The following is an 18,158-nucleotide window of genomic DNA, read 5'->3' on the forward strand; positions in this document are numbered from 1 at the left end:
GATTAAGCTCACCTCATCCAGATTACCATCAAAATCTATTTTTCAAGTATCTCTGCACTATTTTATAACAAACTGCACCGTTTTATAACAGGGTGCACTATCTCTATGCATATTTTTAAACCATATGGTCTAAAAAATTTATACTAAAAATTGCATAAGTTATTGATAAATAATGATAAAAAACTATGGCATAGGTTTTGCTATGTAAAAAAACATAAAAGAATTTTTATTTCTTTTATAGCTATCTTCTTTTCTTCTCGAAATTTATAGGTGACCTCATGGAAATAGGAATTTTTTGTCCGATTGGTAACAACGGTTGGTTAATCTCAAAAAACGCGCCGCAGTATAAGCCAACCTTTGAGCTTAACAAGCAAATTGTGCAACGTGCTGAGCATTATGGTTTTGATTTTGCGCTCTCAATGATCAAGCTGCGCGGTTTCGGCGGTGAGACTGAGTTTTGGGATTATAACCTCGAAAGCTTTACTTTGATGGCAGGGCTTGCGGCAGTCACGTCCAAAATAAAAATCTATGCCACATCAGCAACGTTAGTGATGCCGCCCGCAATCGTAGCGAGAATGGCGTCGACGCTTGATAGTATCTCAAACGGACGGTTTGGGTTGAATGTCGTGACTGGCTGGCAAGAAGCAGAATATGGACAGATGGGAATGTGGCCAGGCGATGATTATTTTGGTAAGCGCTATGACTACTTATCTGAATATGTACAAGTCCTAAGAGACCTGTGGGCGACCGGCCAGTCTGATTTGAAGGGTGAGTTCTTCCAAATGGATGACTGTCAGGTGAAGCCTATTCCACAAGCGGATATGAAAATCATCTGTGCCGGTCAATCAGATACGGGCTTGGCGTTCTCTGCAAAATACGCTGACTACAACTTTGTATTTGGTAAAGGTCTGAACACGCCAACTGCCTATGCTGGCATTAACGACCGTTTAAAAGTACATACGGATCAGACGGGTCGCAATGTTCCCACCTATGTCCTCTTCATGGTCATTGCAGATGAGACCGATGAAAAAGCGCAGGCAAAATGGCAATCATACAACGATGGTGCGGACTTTGAAGCCATCGATTGGTTGCAATCACAAGGCGGTAAAGACAAAACATCAGGTAAAGATACCAACGTTCGCCATATGGCATCAAGCGTTTCGCCAGTCAATATCAATATGGGTACGCTAGTCGGCTCTTTTGAAAATGTCGCCAGCATGTTGGACGAAGTTGCCGAAGTACAAGGCACGGATGGCGTCTTACTGACCTTTGATGACTTCGTACAAGGTGTGGAAGATTTTGGTAGCAGGATCCAACCTTTGATGCAGAGCCGTATCAATGTCGATACCCCAGTGGCCAGCCAAGCTGTCAGTGAAGCTTAATAAAAGGAGTGGATATGAATTCGGTTAATAGCATTTGTGCAGACTTTACTAAGGAATCCTCTCCTGTTTTAGAGTCGTTGCCTGAACCTATCAAATTAGATCCATCACAAACGGCACTGATCGTCGTAGACATGCAAAACGCGTATGCCAGCCAAGGCGGCTACCTGGATTTGGCTGGGTTCGATGTCACAGCAACCAAACCCGTCATCGATAAGATAAAGCAAGCGGTAGATATTGCGCACCAAGCTGGCATACAAGTCATTTACTTCAGAAATGGCTGGGACAATAAATATGTAGAAGCGGGTGGTAGTGGATCGCCTAATTATCACAAATCAAACGCCCTAAAAACCATGCGTAAGAACTCCGAGCTTGAGGGAACGTTATTAGCAAAAGGGGGCTGGGATTACGAATTGGTCGACGAGCTGAGCCCTGCGCCTCAAGACATCGTTATAGACAAGCCTCGATATAGCGGCTTTGCCAACACCAACTTCGACAGCGTATTGCGATCACGTGGCATACGTAACTTATTACTCACTGGTATAGCAACCAACGTCTGCGTTGAATCTACGCTTCGAGATGGGTTTTTCCTTGAGTATTTTGGGGTTTTGTTAGATGACGCTTGTTATCAGGCAGGACCAGTAGAGGCTCATGAGGCCACAGTATATAACGTAAAAACATTTTTTGGTTGGGTGTCTGATGTTGCCAGCATGCAGCAGTGCTTTTCAGATAGCTAACGTTTTACCTAGCCAGTTTTTAGCAATCTAAACCAAGCGTTTCATACTTAATCTAACTTAATAGGAATATAGATATGTCTAAACAAGTGATTATCCCTAAAGGTACCAGCAAACCATTAGCCCCTTATGTTCCCGCTACCAAGGCTGACAACATCGTTTATGTCTCAGGCACACTACCCTTTGATGAAAATAACGATGTCGTACATGTGGGTGATGCAGCCGCCCAAACCCGCCATGTCTTAACGACGATCAAAAACGTAATCCAAACTGCTGGCGGCGATATGGATGATGTGACTTTTAATTCGATCTTTGTAAAAGATTGGGCAGATTATGACGCGGTCAATCAAGTCTATGCAGAGTTCTTCCCCAACGATAAGCCAGCAAGATTTTGTATTCAATGTGGACTAGTAAAACCAGACGCGCTAGTCGAAATCGCTTCAATAGCACACGTTGGATAAAACAGCCTATTTAAAAACTGCAGTTAGTGAGTTTAAGTTACCTAACATTTAACCCCCTAGCATGTAACGGTAGTAGGGCGATTTAGTTGACCACATATGTGGTGAGATATTGTTTAAAAGGAAATGACAGATGAATACAGTAATTAAAGAAAGCCAAGCCACGCAGTCCTCATTAATGAAACATAAGTCTAAAGAATCATTCACCCCTACGGCAGATAACTTAACTGACATGCAGAAAACATTTAGAGAGGCGATGAGCAAGCTTGCGGCTGCCGTCAATATTATCACCACTGAGGGTCCAGCAGGGCGTGCAGGATTTACCGCCTCAGCGGTATGCAGTGTCACTGACGCACCGCCAACCCTATTGGTATGTTTGAATAGAAACGCTTCTGTATACCATACCTTTAAAGAAAACATGGTGCTATGCGTCAACACATTGGGTCTTGAACATCAAGATCTAAGCGGCGTATTCGGCGGCAAGACGGCTCCAGAAGAAAGGTTTGAGCAAGGCAGTTGGTCCACGCTAGCAACAGGATCGCCTGTATTAGAGGACGCTATTATCTCTTTTGATTGCAAAATCAAACTCATCAGCTCGGTGGGAACCCACGATATTCTCATTTGTGAAGTATTGGATATCAAACACAAGCCCGATTGTGAAAGTCTCATCTATTTCAATCGAGACTACCATCGACTAAGTAAGTGCAAAAAATAAGTATCACACCTCTACTTTTTAAGGATATTTGAAATGGACAAATGGTTTGTTAAATGGCGTCCCTACACTGGGAACCTAGAAACGACACCGGTAGGTATCAATGAATACTTACCAATGGGTAAAAGTATTGTTTTGGGCGCACAGCATTCATTCGCAATGTTTGGTGCAACAATTTTAGCCCCGTTGCTGATGGGGTTTGATCCGAGCTTAACCATGCTGATTACTGGTATAGGCACGATACTTTTCTTCCTCATTACGGGCGGTCATGTACCCAGTTACTTAGGCTCGAGCTTTGCATTTATCGGAGCGGTAGTAGCAGTCACAGGATATAGCGGCACGGGTATGAATCCCAATATCGGCATTGCGCTTGGTGGTACCGTGGTCTGCGGGATTTTATACGCATTGATGGGTCTACTGGTGATGAAGACAGGTGCAGAGTGGATTGAGAACTTGATGCCCCCTGTGGTCACTGGGTCCATCGTCATGATTATCGGTTTGCACTTAGCGCCTGTCACCATACAAAGCGTCATCGGTAATAGCTTTGATTCTTGGATGGCGCTGGTCACTGTGTTGTGTATCTGTGCAGTCGCCGTATTTACCACAGGTATGGTAAGGCGCTTGTTACTGTTAATAGGACTGGTAGCGGCATATTTTGTTTACTTCCTCTTAACCAATGTGATGGGAATGGGCACGCCTATTGATTTTGCGCCAGTAGCGAGTGCGGCTTGGTTCGGTATGCCAACACTATATTCTCCTGTATTTGAAATGAGTGCCATATTAGTCATCGCACCTGTCTTTATCATTCTGATCGCCGAAAACCTTGGGCATTTCAAAGCAGTAGAAGCCATGACTGGTAAAAGTATCTCACCGTATATGGGTAGAGCGTTCTTCGCTGATGGTCTCTGTACCACGCTCTCGGCTTCGGTAGGCGGTACTGGTATGACGACTTATGCAGAAAACATCGGCGTGATGGCAGCGACCAAAATCTACTCTACCGTTGTCTTTGTCATAGCAGGTGTTTTTGCCATTTTATTGGGCTTATCCCCTAAGTTTGGCACCTTGATTAGCACCATCCCTGTGGCTATCTTGACGGGTGCTTCAATCGTAGTCTTTGGTCTAATTACGATCGCTGGTGCGCGCATTTGGATGAATGCAAAAATCGATTTCAGTAAGAATGGCAATATGTTGGTCGCTGCAGTACCAGTGATTTTAGGAACGGGTAACTATTCATTGAACATTGCCGGCTTTGATTTGGGCGGTATCGGCACCGCTACTTTCTTAGCCATTCTTATGAACCTCGTTTTCAACTTTAGAAACAAACCAAAAGCGACAAGCGTAACCACTGATAAAGAAACCGCTACAACAGAGCCGCTCCTAAAGCTCAACACATAATTTTAAAACCCTGTTTTATATCAATTTGAGGAATCGTGTCATGAATGCACAACCACACAACGTACAACAACTAATCAATGGCGAGTTTACAGAGTCAACTACCACCCAATGGATTGATATCACTAATCCAGCCACTCAAGAAGTGATCGCTAAGGTACCACAGTCCACACCTGATGAAATTGAACAAGCTATCAAAACAGCATCTGAGGCGTTTCAGAGCTGGCGTACCACACCGATCAGCAAACGAGCTCGCGTCTTTTTGAAGTATCAAGAGTTGATACGCGCACATATGGATGAGCTGGCGGCGCTACTGACCGAAGAGCAAGGAAAAACGCTGGCAGATGCTAGAGGCGATGTGTTTAGAGGGCTTGAGGTTGTAGAACATGCAGCAGGTATCGGTAATTTGCAGCAAGGTGGCTACATCGAAAACGTTGCCAGCAGCGTTGACATGTATACCGTCCAGCAGCCGATAGGCGTCTGCGCAGGCATTACGCCTTTTAATTTCCCTGCCATGATCCCGCTATGGATGTTCCCAATGGCCATCGCTACCGGCAATACTTTTATCTTAAAGCCATCTGAACAAAACCCAATTGTCACCATGAGGTTGGTTGAGTTAGCGCTTGAGGCAGGTATACCAAAAGGCGTATTAAATGTGGTTCATGGTGGCAAAGATACCGTAGATGCCCTATGTGATCATCCAGACATAAAAGCGATGTCCTTTGTTGGGTCAACCGCAGTGGGTAAGCATGTCTATGATCGAGCAGGTCAAGCGGGCAAGCGTGTACAGTGCATGATGGGTGCAAAAAACCATGCCGTTATTATGCCAGATGCCAACAAAGAACAATGTTTGAACCAGTTAGCAGGGGCAGCGTTTGGGGCAGCAGGGCAGCGATGTATGGCACTGTCTGTTGTCGTCATGGTTGGCGCGTCTAAACAATGGGTCGATGATATTGTAGAAAAGTCATCACAACTGGTGGTTGCTGCTGGCAATGACGACAAAGACTTAGGTCCTCTCATATCCAAACAGGCCAAAGCCCGCGTTGAGCGTTTAATCCAAGCAGGCGTGGATGAAGGCGCAACCCTCAGACTAGATGGTCGCGGCTGTCAGGTAGAAGGTTATGAAGACGGCAACTTTGTTGGTCCGACTATCTTAGACAACGTAACCACTGATATGAGTTGCTATACCGAAGAAATATTTGGCCCTGTCTTATGTATTGTATACGCTGACACGCTTGAGGAAGCAATCCAAATCATCAATGCCAATCCAAACGGTAATGGTACCGCGATTTTTACCCAGTCTGGAGCCCATGCACATAAGTTCCAACAAGACATAGACGTCGGACAAGTAGGTATCAATCTACCGATTCCAGTACCGCTACCTATGTTCTCGTTCACAGGGTCTAGAGCCAGTAAGCTCGGCGATTTAGGTCCGTATGGCAAGCAAGCAGTACAGTTCTATACACAGACCAAAACTGTGATCTCGCGCTGGTTCGATGAAGATGCGAGCAAAGGCGTCAATACGACTATTTCTATGAGCTAGACCTACGGCATAGCAAACCTAGAAAACCATGTCAGAGCGTGTCATTAATTAAGCCCTAAAAATGGCACGCCCTACATGACAACATACAAAAGCAAATGTAAATGCAAATGCAAATGGTGGATTTTATGAACATCAATACGATACCAGAAATCATTGAAGATATTAAAGCAGGAAAAATGGTCATACTCATGGATGATGAGGATAGAGAAAATGAAGGTGACCTCATTATGGCAGCAAGTCTTGCCAAACCCGAAGATATTAACTTTATGATTACACATGCAAGGGGTTTGGTTTGTTTGACACTGACCTCTGAGCGCTGCAAACAATTAAACTTACCGTTGATGTGTAAAAACAATAAAGCACCTTACAGTACAAATTTCACCGTTTCAATTGATGCCGCAAAAGGCGTCAGTACTGGCATATCAACGGCAGACAGAGCTCAGACTATCAGAACCGCTGTGTCCCAAGACGTTACCTGTGATGATGTTGTAACCCCAGGACATATTTTCCCACTTATGGCTAAAGAAGGCGGTGTCTTAGAGCGTGCGGGTCATACTGAAGCAGGTTGCGATCTGACGAGACTGGCTGGCCTCGAGCCTGCTGCAGTCATCGTAGAGATCATCAATCAAGATGGTGAAATGGCTCGTAGAAATGATCTTATCAAATTTGCCGATACCCACAGTTTAAAGGTCGGGACCATAGATGAGTTAATCAAATATATTAAGTCTCAAGAGGGTGTCGATAGTAAAGGCAAAGTTGAATATATCGAAGAAGCGCTTTCACATGAGTATTGTGAAAGCGATGAGCGCATCGCTGAGCCAAGTTAGTAAACCTAACGTAACTCTAGAATAGTAAAGCCATTAGCTGTTTTTATAGCCATTTAAATTTCACTACAATTGGACGGTCACTTATGTTAGTCAAAAAATACCCTTGTAAGAACGACTCGTCAAAAACGATCGTATTTAGTTCAGGTTTAGGCGGACGTGCTGACTTTTGGTTACCTCAAATTGAGCGTTTTACCGAGCATTATCATGTGGTTTGTTACGAACAAGAAGGGGTGTTGCCTGATAGCGAACGCTTACCTGACAATTATTCTATGCAAGATTTGGCAGCGCAGTTAATTGAAGTTTTAGAAGCAGAAGGGCTGTCTAATTGTCATTTTGTCGGTCATGCGCTTGGCGGGTTCATTGGTATGGAAGTCGCTCATAAGGCACCAGAGCTATTAGACAAGTTAGTTATCTTGAATGGTTGGGAGAGCCTAGACCCTCACACTATCAAATGTTTTAGTATGCGAACCAGCTTGCTACAAGATACAGGGATAGAGGCGTTTGTACGCGCGCAAGCGATATTCTTGTACCCACCGATCTGGATCTCAGACAACATAGAAGCACTCACACAAAAAGAAGATAAAGCCATTGCTAACTTTGCACCAATTGAGAACGTGCTAGCGAGATTAAAAGCTTTGCAGGCTTATCAGCCCCTCATAAACGCCAAACATATTAAAAACAAAACGTTAGTGTTGAGCAACCTTGACGATGTTTTGGTGCCATGGCAACGTGGTCTGGCGTTAGCCGGTAGTATGCAAAACGCCCAGTTTGAGTTAATGCTGACAGGTGGACATGGCAGTACAGTCACTGAGACCTGCTCAACCAATAGCAAAATCCTGCAATTCTTATCCAAAAACTAAAGTCAATGAGGAAGTATTATGACTGATTCACTATCGTTATCTTCAGAAGGTCTTGATCAACTGTTTGGTAAGGCCAGATCCTTTAACGCTTGGCAACAAAAAGACGTGCCAGATGCGTTACTTGAAGAGATCTATCACTTGGTTAAAATGGCGCCTACCTCAGCCAATTGTTCACCTGCACGATTTATATTTCTCAAATCTGATGAAGCGAAAGCGCGCTTAGAGCCTGCACTATCATCAGGGAACGTTGAAAAAACAATGACAGCACCCATCACTGTCATTGTCGCTCATGATGAAGCGTTTTATGAAGAGCTTCCCAAACTATTCCCGCACACGGATGCCAGATCATGGTTTACGTCTAGTACCGAACTTGTAAAGGAAACAGCGTTTAGAAACAGCTCTATGCAAGCGGCTTATCTTATCTTGGCATGCAGAGGGTTGGGGTTAGATACGGGTCCCATGTCTGGGTTCGATAACGATCTAGTGGATAAAACCTTTCTCAAAGACAGTAACTGGTCCTCAAATCTACTCATCAATATAGGCTATGGTAAACCCGATCAGTTGTATCAGCGCTTGCCAAGATTAGATTTTGATGAGGCTTGTCAGGTCTTATAAAACCCGTTATTCGTACAGTGTGCTGTCTTGCGATCAGTAGATTGAGTCGATGACAGTTGTAGAGAGAGCTATTTTTATTTTGGTTATCCAAAAATTAAGCCACCTGTTTATACTTAGCAAGTGGCTTATTTATGAGGCATAGCACAGCTGGCTTGTCGCTAAGGCTGTGACTGTAGTTGCTGTGCTTAAACTCTCGCTCTCAAGTTCCTGTGCTTAAACTCAAATTCTTAAGTTCTGTAAAGCACTTTTACCACATGCCATCCAAATTTGGTCTTGACTAGATGCGGAGTGAATAGCTCACCGTTGAAACAAACCTTGTCAAATGGTCCTACCATTTGACCTTTTTTGAACTCACCTAAGCTGCCGCCTTTCTTACCCGACGGGCAGGTCGAGTGTTTTTTCGCCAGCACATCAAATGCAGCGCCTTTTTTAAGTTTGCCGATAATGTCTTTAGCCAGTTCTTGGTCTTTTACTAAAATGTGTAGTGCGCTAGCGGTACGTGCCATAATCTAAACCCTGCATAAAATATCGATTGTCAGGATATTATAGCATTACTTACTTTGGTTACTAAGTTGAACTTAATATTGATATTGTTCAAGAGTAGGAGTGGTAATGAGCCGTTTATAATAGGATTTTAGCATTTGTTGCTATCATTATTAGACCACTAATCACCATCAAAATCAGCAGCATTATTCTAAACTGACTAATGCTAATACCTGCCAAAAAGCGTTTGCCAATGACATTGCCAATCACGGCGCCCAGTCCTAATATAAGAGCATACACCCATATCTTGACAGTGAGTATCCCAAAAAAGGTGTAGCTGACGATTTGTATAATACCTACAAAGAAAGAATTAGCTGTTTTAGTCGCAATAAGGCTTTCTTTTTCTAGTCCAGCATTCATATAAAAAGGGTTAAGAATAGGGCCGAGACCGCCTACTAATGTGCTCATAAAAGCAATGGCAAAGCCTACAGGTACAAAACCTACTTTTGGCATATCAAATGTTTTACTTACTTTACCAAACTTGTATTGGAAAATAGTAGAGACTAAAAATGCACCAACCAATAACTGAATCCAGCCTGCATCTAAACGACTAAACACCAATGCGGCAAGCCATGCGCCCACGATAGCGCTTGGGACATAGTACTTAGTCAATGACCAATCAATATCATGCCAAAATAAATAGAGCCGCGAGGCATTACTTAAAAAGGTAGCCACGTTGATCACAGGAGGTGCAACCGCTGTCCCTATCATCGAAGAGGTGACTGGTATCAGCAGCATAGCACCGCCACCACCTGATATGGTGGAGATAATAAAAGCGACTATACCAGCGAAAAATAAGCCTGATAAGTGCCAAGTTGGGATGGGTTGTAGTAAGTCTAAAACAAAGAGCACTATAAAATCCTATTTTATAAGTGACATCAAGTAGTGATGTTTTGCTGATTTTGGTCAGCTGACAAAAGAGCTAGGAGTGTTAAATAACTGTTGAAAGTAGAGTAAAAATATCTCTAAAAAAACGGTGGTCATACATAGAGTATAACCACCGCCGGAGAGACATTTAGAGACGTACTAGCAATAATTTATGCAGCAGTCTTTTTGAAGCGTTTACGATAGATTTTGCGAATAATTGGCATAAATACCATCAGTAAAGCAAGTACCCATAGTGACATGGTGATTGGGCTACTCCATAGAATAGACATCTCACCTTGAGAGATAGAAAGAGCGCGACGTAGGTTGGATTCCATCATTTCTCCCAGTACATAACCTAGAATAAGCGCTGATAGAGGGAAGTGTAGCTTACGTAAGAAATAACCAAATATCCCAAGCCCTACCATGAACACCATGTCAAACGTGGTGCTATTAATAGAGTAGACCCCAACGAAACTAATAGCGGCGATCGATGGTATTAGGATATAGTTTGGTACATTAAGTAGTTTAGAGAACAGGCCAACTAGCGGAATATTCATTACTAACAAAATGACGTTACAGATGAACAAGGAGGCAATAAGACCCCAAACAATATCAGGCTGCTCTGTAAATAGCTGCGGACCTGGTGTGATATTGTATAAGGTCAATGCACCCATCATAACCGCAGTCGTACCAGATCCGGGGACACCCAAAGTCAACATCGGTACAAATGAACCACAAGCTGAGGCATTATTAGCCGCTTCTGGAGATGCCAGACCACGCAAATCGCCTTCACCAAACTTACCACTATCGCCCGCAATTTTGCGCTCACTAGCATAGGTCATCGCACTGGCGATCGTCGCACCTGCACCAGGCAAAATACCGACGAAAAACCCCATAATGCCACTACGTATCATGGCACCAAAAGCAAATGTGAACTCTTTTAGATTGAATAGACTGCGTTTACCTTGCTCGATGATTTTCCCACCAGTACTGGTTCTCTCAAGTAGGATTAAGATCTCACTGACACTAAAAAAACCAATAACGATGGTCGTGAACTGGATACCATCTGACAGATTGACTGAATCAAAGGTAAAGCGGTAAATACCAGTCACTGCATCGACACCAACAGTGGCCAGACCTAAGCCAATCAATGCTGAGACTGCCGTCTTAATCGGTTGATCGCCGACCAAACCACTCAAGCAAGTAATGGCGAATACCATCAATACAAAGTATTCAGCAGGGCCGAAAGACACCGCCCATTTGGCTAATAGAGGTGCGAACAAGACCACACCAATGGTCGCAATCGTAGAGCCGAAGAAAGAGGCTACTGCAGAGATGGACAAGGCGATACCTGCTTTGCCTTGTGTGGCGAGTGGGTTGCCATCCAATGAGGTCATAACTGCCGCGGCAGATCCTGGTACGTTGAGCAAGATAGCAGAGATACGTCCACCATACTCACAACCGAGATATACTGCTGCGAGCAAAATAAGAGCACTCTCTGGTGGTAGACCCAGCGCAAAGGCAAAAGGCAACAGTATCGCCACACCATTGATAGGACCCAGACCAGGCAACATACCCACGATAGTACCAATAAAGGCACCAATTAAGGCAATCAGTAAGTTTTTGGGTAGGGTAGCGACCGCAAAACCGTGCATTAAAAAATCAAAAGTTTCCATAATCGCTATCCCATTATTCCTGATAGTATGCCAAGTGGTAGAATTACATCCAATGCCATGTCAAATAAGGCATACAAGGCAATACTGATCACAATTGAAAAGATAAGGCTTTTAATAGGGTTGCCAGCAAACAGTAAACCAAGCGCAAAACACATCAGTGTCGTAGCAACCACAAAACCTAAAGGCTCAAAAATCAGACTATAAATCAACAATGTGCTGACACATAAAACAAGGTTTCGAATCACTACATTGTTGTAGCCCAAATCAAGTACTTTCGTAAACCGTGCTGGACGAAAAGCAATCACTAGGGTTAAAAGCGCCATCAGTGAAAAAATTAAAATAGGATAGGGCCGAGGACCGATAGGGTCATAGGCAATGGGAGCGACATAACCGATCGCTAAGTAGATCAAAAATAAGCTAAACAGTCCCATCAATCCAGAGAACGCACGTTCCATTGTCATAGGAGTACTCCTTAAATTTTAAAATAAAAAGGTTGATAGATATCTCATCTGTCAACCTTCGATGAATACTATAAAAACCAGTATTCAATCATTAAGGGAATATGATCTGAATGAGGCTATTTAGCCGCAGCATCAGTAAGACCGTACTCAGCAGACAATTCACGTAGCTCACCTGTACGCTTATAAACGTATGCTTCTAGCTCATCGCCAGTCATAGAGAATGGTAGGAGCTCTTGCTGCTCGCGTAACTCAGCAAATTTTGGATCGGCCAACATGGTGTCAAATGAGGCTTTCCACCAGTCGTAAGCGGCAGGACTGACATCTGGACCCATGTAATAGCCACGGACCACTGGCCAAGTAACGTCGTAGCCTTGCTCTACAGCAGTAGGAATATCAGCCATCGTACCGCCCAGTCTTTCATCTGCAAACACGGCCAATACTCGTAATTTACCAGCAGTGGCTTGCGGCATGATCTCAGCAATACCCGCACTAACGACGGTAATATGGTTACCCATCACGGCAGTAATAGCTTCACCGCCACCTTCCATAGCAACGTAAGTCATGTCGCTAGGCTTTACCCCCACTGCTTTAGCCAAAATAGCGGTCTGCATCCAGTCTTGACCACCAACACTACCACCAGCGGCGAAACTAACTGCTTTGGGATCTGACTTGAGCTCAGCGACCAATCCTGCTAGATCCTTGATTGGTGAGTCAGCATTGACAGCGATGGCACCATAATCAGTACCAACTGCTGCGAGCCATTTCACGTCTTTTTCAGTGAATTTGCCGAATTTACCCTGTGATAAATTGAGGATAGACCCCGTTGAGAAGGCAATAATGGCGTCGTTGTTAGCGCGATCATTGGCAACGATTTTGTTGTAAGCAACAGCGCCAACACCGCCTGGCATATAAGTGACTCGCATTGGATCTTCTAATAGACCAGTATCTCTTAGACCAGCCTGAGCAAGCTTGCACGTCAAATCAAAGCCGCCACCTGGTTTTGCAGGGGCAATACATTCTGGACGTGAAGGGGCATCAAAACCGGCATCAGATGCTGTCGTTTCGGTCTTATTACAGGCGGTAAGGGTTAGTACTGAGAGGCCAAGAGCCAGATAGGATAGTTTTTTCACACGACACTCCTTGTGTGTATTTTCAATTAAAACTCAATAAAATTCTGAGCGAAGCCATAGCGTTATTGCAAAAGAAATTCAGGTCACACCGATATAGGTTGCTGAATTTCATAACAGTGCGCTTTTTAGCGTTTTGCAAAAGTAACAGAATATTTTAAGAATAACAATAAACATATGTATGTATATATGAATTTTATTTTGATATAGTAGTTCAAGGATTCGCTAATCAAGACTCTATTGCACCAATACTAAACACTAATAGAAATATTATTAGTGTTTATAAGTGGATAATTAAGACAGTAAAAACAAATAGATATGTTTAAATATGAGCACAGCAGTGCACGTAGGTGATAGTGATACCTACATGTACTGCTGTGCTATAGCAAGATATAAAGGATTGCTTAATTAGTGATTACTTAGTTAGTAATTATTTTGAAAAGTATAATAAGAAAACTGAGTCACATATAAGATAGAAAGCCTAAGGGTATTGAAGACTCTTATAATATAGTTGTTCAATGAAGATAATAGCAGGTCAAGAAATAAGTGAAAGCTAAGAGATAAGATACTAAAATACGAGCTGTATGACTAAAACTGCTAGCATTCCAACAATGATACCTAGGGGGACGGCTTTAAATAATAGCGTATTCAAAAGCTGATCTTTGTCTATATGTACTTGGGCGGCGCCAAGTATCAGGCTACCTCCTGACGAAAAAGGAGAAATAGATGAGCTTTGCGCACCTATCACAATGCAAATAAATAGTAATAAAGGATTTAATCCAGAGGCAATGGCTAGGGCAGGAACCATAGGGAATAGAGTTGGGGCGACCACGCCAAGCGTACTGGCAAATACTGACATGATTGCGCTGATGATGAATACTAAAATCGGTATCATCCAGATAGGTACATTGGTACTGAGCCATTCTGTTAGCTCATAAATAACGCCTACCTCCACACCAAGGCTGATCAACATTCCGACCCCGCAGATCATGATCAGCGTATTCCAAGGTACTAAAGCAATGATTGTTTTTTCGTCACCTAGTTTCAAAAACAAGCTAACCATGGCGAAAAAAATAGCGATAAAACCGATGTCGATTCTAGCGTTCAAAAACTCGATGGCCTCTACGTTTGGTATTAGTAGGTTTAGGATAGGTGCAATAAGCACCGTGGCCACCATAATAAATACAAGTACAATAGATTGTTTTTGCTTACGATCTAAGGGCTCGGGTGCTATAGCTTGGATCGCTATCTTGCTATTTTTGGTATTAATAAAACTATAAATACCTAATACTACTACTGGTGTCAAAAAGGTAACCACAAAGATGCCCAAAGCATAAGTGAACGTATTGTCATTGGCGACGCCTGCTCCGCGCATGAGCTCTCTAAAAATAACGCCACTTTGTGAAGTGACAAAGTTAGCTCCGGCTAGGGCACCATAGTTAACTGAAAGGGTGGCCACCACAATATTGAGGTTGGTTCTTTTGGACAACAATAGAATCATAGGCGCCATGGTGGCTAAGACAGTGTAATAACCAGCCCCTAGGCCTGCCACAATTGTAGCAACAAAGAAAATAGCCAAAGGTAATGAGGATGGGAAATGTCTGCATTTATAGATCAGATGACTGCATAGTTTCTCTAAAGCACCATTGGCTAGAGGAAAGTTATAGAAGAGTGTAACGGCAAAAATAACAAAGAAAATCTTAAGAGGCCACAGCTCAATAATTTCATAAGTGCTAAGACCCATACCAAAACACCCAATCAGGTATGAGAACACAATGGCAAATAAGCCGATATTAATTTTGGTGGTATAGCCGAGCGCGATAGATATTACAATAGCGGCTAGAACATAGAGAGTCATAGCTGCTCCTTGGTCTCAAATATATGAATTCTATGAAAACTCACACCAATTTTTATAGAGTAACGAGCAGCACGATGATATTGACAAACGACGTTCTAGATTAGAGAATCGTGTAAGTTTGGAATTTACGTTTGACTGAGTAGAATAATAGCAAAAAAACAATGCAGATTGGCTACGATTAACCGTAAAAAGCAAGACAAGCGTTAGTATGGTAATACTATAGAAGATTTTTAGATGTTGAGTGGGTAATAAGCCCTGTCTCAATCTTTAAGGTTAGAGCGTGCTCTAAGAGAATATTGTGGTATATAAACCTTTCCAAATAGCGGTGACAAAATGTTAAAAAATTTAGAAAACTTTAAAATGCCAAGATACGAGCAAGTAAGATGGCATATTCTGACGCTACTGACAGAAAGTAAGTGGGATGAAAATACACCCTTACCAACAGAGCAAGAATTTGCAGATAAATATCAAGTATCGGTGGGAACGGTTCGCAAAGCGGTTGAAAAACTAGTAGAGGATGGCGTATTAACTAAATACCAGGGTAGGGGTACTTTTTTGAAACGACCAGATTTTGAAAGTTCTTTATTAAGGTTTTTTAAATTTCGTGACCAAGATGCTGGTTATGCGACACCGAACGGAGTAGTCAAAAAGGTGATCGTCATAGAAGGTATTGATGATATTAACCAAAAGCTGAATATCAGTAAGAGCAAAGCACTCATTTACATAGAGCGTATGCGTATTATTGAAGATAAAGTGCTACTGAGTGAGAAAATTTGGTTACCTAAGAGCCGTTTCAAAGCATTTATTGACTTGGCGCCAGAAGATTTCGAAAACCTTCTTTATCCATTTTATTACACAAAATGCGGTCAGTTTGTTTCTTCTGCTGTAGAAACACTATTCTTCATAACCAATCATATAGATCCCTACCTAGCCAATACTAAAGAAGAAAACTTAGTAAAGGTATGCCGCATTGCCAAAAATCTAGAAGGTGATCCCATCGAATATAGAGAGTCATATGGACTAGCAGAAAAGTTCAGTTATGAAGTTAATATTGTCTAATAGATAAGAAGTGGTTGAGAGGAAGTGGACGATTTAGGTTATCTAGAAAAACATTTCATAAGCTAACTTTATGGTAAGACTACAAGCTTCGTAGAGGCTTTTTACTGACCGCGAGCCTATGGCAAGTAGTCCCATTAAAACAAGCTATTCATCGACTAAGAGGATGAAGTACCCAATTTCCTATTCCCTTGAGATATGTTCAAGTGAGTCACAAGTCACCCAAACTAGGTATTAAGTAATGACGTCATATCTGAACAATAACACAGCTGCCGTTGATGCGACTAATAGTCCAAGAAATATAAATAGCAAAATATTATTGTGGGTTAGCTTTTCTTCAAGCTCAGAGTAACCTAAATTATCAAAGGTGATGTAGTCCTCGTCACGACTGAGGTTAGAGTAATCAAAATTCCTCACACATTCGATGAAGTGCTCAACGAACCAATAAGGCCATTGCTCAGGTTTGAATGGTGAGATCTCTCCTAATTGAGCATGATCAGACAGTCTATGCCAATTACTAGCGCTCAAGTTGAGACTGTGCATACGCCAATCTTCAAAGCGGCACTGACTAACTTGTTCAACAGCAACGACGCCTACTTTTTTATGGTTATTGTCTTTAAATATTCTTTGCATAAGAGAAAACACAACATCCTTCCCGCCTTCTAAGCATTGAAGAAAACTTTTTTCGTCATTGCATAGAAATCCCGATATTTTATTGTCTCTGTTATAGACATCTGAATGGCTCTGAATATGCTCAAATACAGACCTGTCTAGAGTATTTACTTTACTAACATAGATGAGTCTTACAAGGGAGTTTGATGGAACACCCTTCATAGATTTTTCTAGTCTCCTATGGCTTTCTATCTTCATTCATGCCCTCTTTTAGTAATATATTCTAATTTTTTATTCAAATTGCCTCTTATTTTAAATGATTTTTGCATTATAGGTTTGTTTTACCGTGTGAAAAGTCTGCTTTTCCGTCCATATTTTTAAGATTAAGGTATAAAATGTCTGGCTAAGTCGTTGGTTCTACGAACATTACTTCTAGCGATTCACTATTTCAGATGTATAGCGGTTCTTCATACGTACTCTTTTAGGCTGCTGCTATAAATCACTCAAGGACATACCGCTAAATTTTTTTATGATGATATCAGCACATTGCTCAGGTGCTTCCATCGGTAGCAAATGTCCATTATCTGGCAGCTCAATGATCTTGTTAATGGGCACCAGATGCTGCCAAACTTTACGAACATCGTCGCTGATAAACATGGAAGGTTTGCCAACGATAATAGTGTAAGGTAAATCAATCGTATTAAGCTCTTTTAAGGCGTCATTGACAAAAGGCGTGTCGAAGTAGCTCGCCAATTCTTGCTCAGGGGTGAAAAGCAAACTGTATTGCCCTTGCTTGTTTTTGATGAGACTATTTTTTGCAAAGATATAAAGATTGCTGTCATTGATGCGTTTGAAGGCGCGATGTGCCCGTAGATAGTCATAGTAGGATTCAACGCTTTGCCATTGTACTTGTTTAGCTTGTGTACTTTTGAAGGGCTCTCGACTTATCTTTAAGTCGTCAGGTGCTGAGTTCATCGTGAGCATCTGCGATTTGGTAAAAGTAACGGGCTCTATCAAATATAACTGCGAAAATAGTTCTGAACGTTTGGCCGCTGCAATAGCGGTAGCAGTCGCGCCTTGAGAATGTCCAATACCTACGACAGGTTTATCCTGTGTCTTCTCCAAAAAATCAATCAATATATCAGCATCTTGCTCGCGAGTCAGCTTTTTGATGGATGGTAGATCGTACCAATAACCACGCATGGCGAGACTGTTGATAGTAAATTGCTCACTGAGCGTGGTTAATAGCGGTAGATAGACACCAACTGCAAAACCGTTGCCACCATAAAAATGTGCAGGAGATAATGGGAGGTTTTCATCATTATTAAACAAAGCGGATAAGTCATAATAGCGGGCTTTTTTATCACATAGAGTCATCGCCCGTTCAAATGCCTGCATAGTATTGCCTTTACTATTTGTTAACTACCAAAATTTCCAT

At 42.3% G+C, this 18,158-nt stretch carries 17 protein-coding genes and 1 pseudogene; 10 read left to right on the forward strand and 8 right to left on the reverse strand.

All coding sequences use genetic code 11. The features are described from left to right. The first annotated feature begins 278 nt into the window (after positions 1–278). The 9 genes and pseudogenes from rutA to AC5JP1_RS00845 all read left to right on the forward strand — a co-directional run bounded on the left by rutA (position 279) and on the right by AC5JP1_RS00845 (position 8,520). Positions 279–1,382: a pyrimidine utilization protein A gene (gene rutA / locus AC5JP1_RS00805; protein WP_493842757.1), complete on the forward strand. Its 1,104-nt coding sequence runs from the start codon at positions 279–281 to the stop codon at positions 1,380–1,382. A 14-nt stretch (positions 1,383–1,396) separates the two neighbouring features. Continuing rightward, entirely contained in the window at positions 1,397–2,116 is a 720-nt protein-coding gene (rutB, locus tag AC5JP1_RS00810) for a pyrimidine utilization protein B (RefSeq protein ID WP_493842758.1), read from the forward strand. 74 nt (positions 2,117–2,190) lie between these two features. Then, positions 2,191–2,574 (forward strand): pyrimidine utilization protein C, encoded by a 384-nt coding sequence (rutC, locus tag AC5JP1_RS00815; RefSeq protein WP_493842759.1) that lies wholly within the window; start codon positions 2,191–2,193, stop codon positions 2,572–2,574. A gap of 130 nt (positions 2,575–2,704) precedes the next feature. Next, complete coding sequence (gene rutF / locus AC5JP1_RS00820; RefSeq protein WP_443527109.1) at positions 2,705–3,286, forward strand: NADH-dependent FMN reductase RutF; 582 nt, start codon at positions 2,705–2,707, stop codon at positions 3,284–3,286. A 33-nt stretch (positions 3,287–3,319) separates the two neighbouring features. Beyond that, on the forward strand, positions 3,320–4,678 hold the full coding sequence (locus AC5JP1_RS00825; protein ID WP_493842760.1) for a solute carrier family 23 protein: 1,359 nt from the start codon (positions 3,320–3,322) through the stop codon (positions 4,676–4,678). Positions 4,679–4,718: 40 nt separating this feature from the next. Further along, positions 4,719–6,218 carry a CoA-acylating methylmalonate-semialdehyde dehydrogenase gene (locus AC5JP1_RS00830; RefSeq protein ID WP_493842761.1) on the forward strand — a complete coding sequence of 500 codons (1,500 nt, stop codon included), beginning with the start codon at positions 4,719–4,721 and terminating at the stop codon, positions 6,216–6,218. Between the two features lie 125 nt (positions 6,219–6,343). Continuing rightward, positions 6,344–6,973: pseudogene (gene ribB / locus AC5JP1_RS00835) on the forward strand (3,4-dihydroxy-2-butanone-4-phosphate synthase); the annotation flags it as partial. 155 nt (positions 6,974–7,128) lie between these two features. Continuing rightward, on the forward strand, positions 7,129–7,905 hold the full coding sequence (gene rutD / locus AC5JP1_RS00840) for a pyrimidine utilization protein D (protein WP_493842762.1): 777 nt from the start codon (positions 7,129–7,131) through the stop codon (positions 7,903–7,905). A gap of 18 nt (positions 7,906–7,923) precedes the next feature. After that, positions 7,924–8,520: a malonic semialdehyde reductase gene (locus AC5JP1_RS00845; protein ID WP_443527113.1), complete on the forward strand. Its 597-nt coding sequence runs from the start codon at positions 7,924–7,926 to the stop codon at positions 8,518–8,520. A 227-nt stretch (positions 8,521–8,747) separates the two neighbouring features. On the opposite strand, the gene AC5JP1_RS00850 is transcribed toward AC5JP1_RS00845, so the two are convergent. The 6 genes from AC5JP1_RS00850 to AC5JP1_RS00875 form a co-directional block, all read right to left on the reverse strand. Continuing rightward, positions 8,748–9,026 (reverse strand): peptidylprolyl isomerase, encoded by a 279-nt coding sequence (locus tag AC5JP1_RS00850; protein ID WP_443527114.1) that lies wholly within the window; start codon positions 9,024–9,026, stop codon positions 8,748–8,750. Positions 9,027–9,141: 115 nt separating this feature from the next. Next, positions 9,142–9,915, reverse strand: a complete 774-nt coding sequence (locus AC5JP1_RS00855) for a sulfite exporter TauE/SafE family protein (protein ID WP_493842763.1) — start codon at positions 9,913–9,915, stop codon at positions 9,142–9,144. 185 nt (positions 9,916–10,100) lie between these two features. Continuing rightward, entirely contained in the window at positions 10,101–11,606 is a 1,506-nt protein-coding gene (locus AC5JP1_RS00860; protein ID WP_443527116.1) for a tripartite tricarboxylate transporter permease, read from the reverse strand. A 5-nt stretch (positions 11,607–11,611) separates the two neighbouring features. After that, on the reverse strand, positions 11,612–12,067 hold the full coding sequence (locus AC5JP1_RS00865; protein WP_443527117.1) for a tripartite tricarboxylate transporter TctB family protein: 456 nt from the start codon (positions 12,065–12,067) through the stop codon (positions 11,612–11,614). 116 nt (positions 12,068–12,183) lie between these two features. Next, entirely contained in the window at positions 12,184–13,197 is a 1,014-nt protein-coding gene (locus AC5JP1_RS00870) for a Bug family tripartite tricarboxylate transporter substrate binding protein (protein ID WP_443527118.1), read from the reverse strand. Between the two features lie 565 nt (positions 13,198–13,762). Continuing rightward, complete coding sequence (locus tag AC5JP1_RS00875; RefSeq protein ID WP_493842764.1) at positions 13,763–15,052, reverse strand: SLC13 family permease; 1,290 nt, start codon at positions 15,050–15,052, stop codon at positions 13,763–13,765. A gap of 333 nt (positions 15,053–15,385) precedes the next feature. On the opposite strand from AC5JP1_RS00875, the gene AC5JP1_RS00880 reads away from it, so the two are divergent. Then, a complete protein-coding gene (locus tag AC5JP1_RS00880; RefSeq protein WP_493842765.1) occupies positions 15,386–16,111 on the forward strand; it encodes a GntR family transcriptional regulator in 726 nt (241 codons plus the stop codon). A 231-nt stretch (positions 16,112–16,342) separates the two neighbouring features. Here the strand turns inward: AC5JP1_RS00880 and AC5JP1_RS00885 are convergent, their stop codons facing one another. Both AC5JP1_RS00885 and AC5JP1_RS00890 read right to left on the reverse strand, forming a co-directional pair. Then, positions 16,343–16,978, reverse strand: a complete 636-nt coding sequence (locus AC5JP1_RS00885; protein ID WP_493842766.1) for a BLUF domain-containing protein — start codon at positions 16,976–16,978, stop codon at positions 16,343–16,345. A gap of 234 nt (positions 16,979–17,212) precedes the next feature. Continuing rightward, positions 17,213–18,118, reverse strand: coding sequence for an alpha/beta hydrolase (locus tag AC5JP1_RS00890; RefSeq protein ID WP_493842767.1), 906 nt, complete (start codon positions 18,116–18,118; stop codon positions 17,213–17,215). Between the last annotated feature and the right edge of the window lie 40 nt (positions 18,119–18,158).

The organism is Psychrobacter sp. H29, from assembly GCF_059073055.1.

Excerpts from the sequence above, each read along its gene's own strand:
- rutB (WP_493842758.1), top strand. The coding sequence starts at position 1,397 with ATGAATTCGGTTAATAGCATTTGTGCAGACTTTACTAAGGAATCCTCT.
- AC5JP1_RS00830 (WP_493842761.1), top strand. The coding sequence starts at position 4,719 with ATGAATGCACAACCACACAACGTACAACAACTAATCAATGGCGAGTTT.
- rutD (WP_493842762.1), top strand. The coding sequence starts at position 7,129 with ATGTTAGTCAAAAAATACCCTTGTAAGAACGACTCGTCAAAAACGATC.
- AC5JP1_RS00860 (WP_443527116.1), bottom strand. The coding sequence starts at position 11,606 with ATGGAAACTTTTGATTTTTTAATGCACGGTTTTGCGGTCGCTACCCTA.
- AC5JP1_RS00875 (WP_493842764.1), bottom strand. The coding sequence starts at position 15,052 with ATGACTCTCTATGTTCTAGCCGCTATTGTAATATCTATCGCGCTCGGC.
- AC5JP1_RS00880 (WP_493842765.1), top strand. The coding sequence starts at position 15,386 with ATGTTAAAAAATTTAGAAAACTTTAAAATGCCAAGATACGAGCAAGTA.
- rutA (WP_493842757.1), top strand. The coding sequence starts at position 279 with ATGGAAATAGGAATTTTTTGTCCGATTGGTAACAACGGTTGGTTAATC.
- AC5JP1_RS00865 (WP_443527117.1), bottom strand. The coding sequence starts at position 12,067 with ATGACAATGGAACGTGCGTTCTCTGGATTGATGGGACTGTTTAGCTTA.
- AC5JP1_RS00890 (WP_493842767.1), bottom strand. The coding sequence starts at position 18,118 with ATGCAGGCATTTGAACGGGCGATGACTCTATGTGATAAAAAAGCCCGC.
- rutF (WP_443527109.1), top strand. The coding sequence starts at position 2,705 with ATGAATACAGTAATTAAAGAAAGCCAAGCCACGCAGTCCTCATTAATG.
- AC5JP1_RS00825 (WP_493842760.1), top strand. The coding sequence starts at position 3,320 with ATGGACAAATGGTTTGTTAAATGGCGTCCCTACACTGGGAACCTAGAA.
- AC5JP1_RS00850 (WP_443527114.1), bottom strand. The coding sequence starts at position 9,026 with ATGGCACGTACCGCTAGCGCACTACACATTTTAGTAAAAGACCAAGAA.
- AC5JP1_RS00845 (WP_443527113.1), top strand. The coding sequence starts at position 7,924 with ATGACTGATTCACTATCGTTATCTTCAGAAGGTCTTGATCAACTGTTT.
- AC5JP1_RS00885 (WP_493842766.1), bottom strand. The coding sequence starts at position 16,978 with ATGAAGATAGAAAGCCATAGGAGACTAGAAAAATCTATGAAGGGTGTT.
- rutC (WP_493842759.1), top strand. The coding sequence starts at position 2,191 with ATGTCTAAACAAGTGATTATCCCTAAAGGTACCAGCAAACCATTAGCC.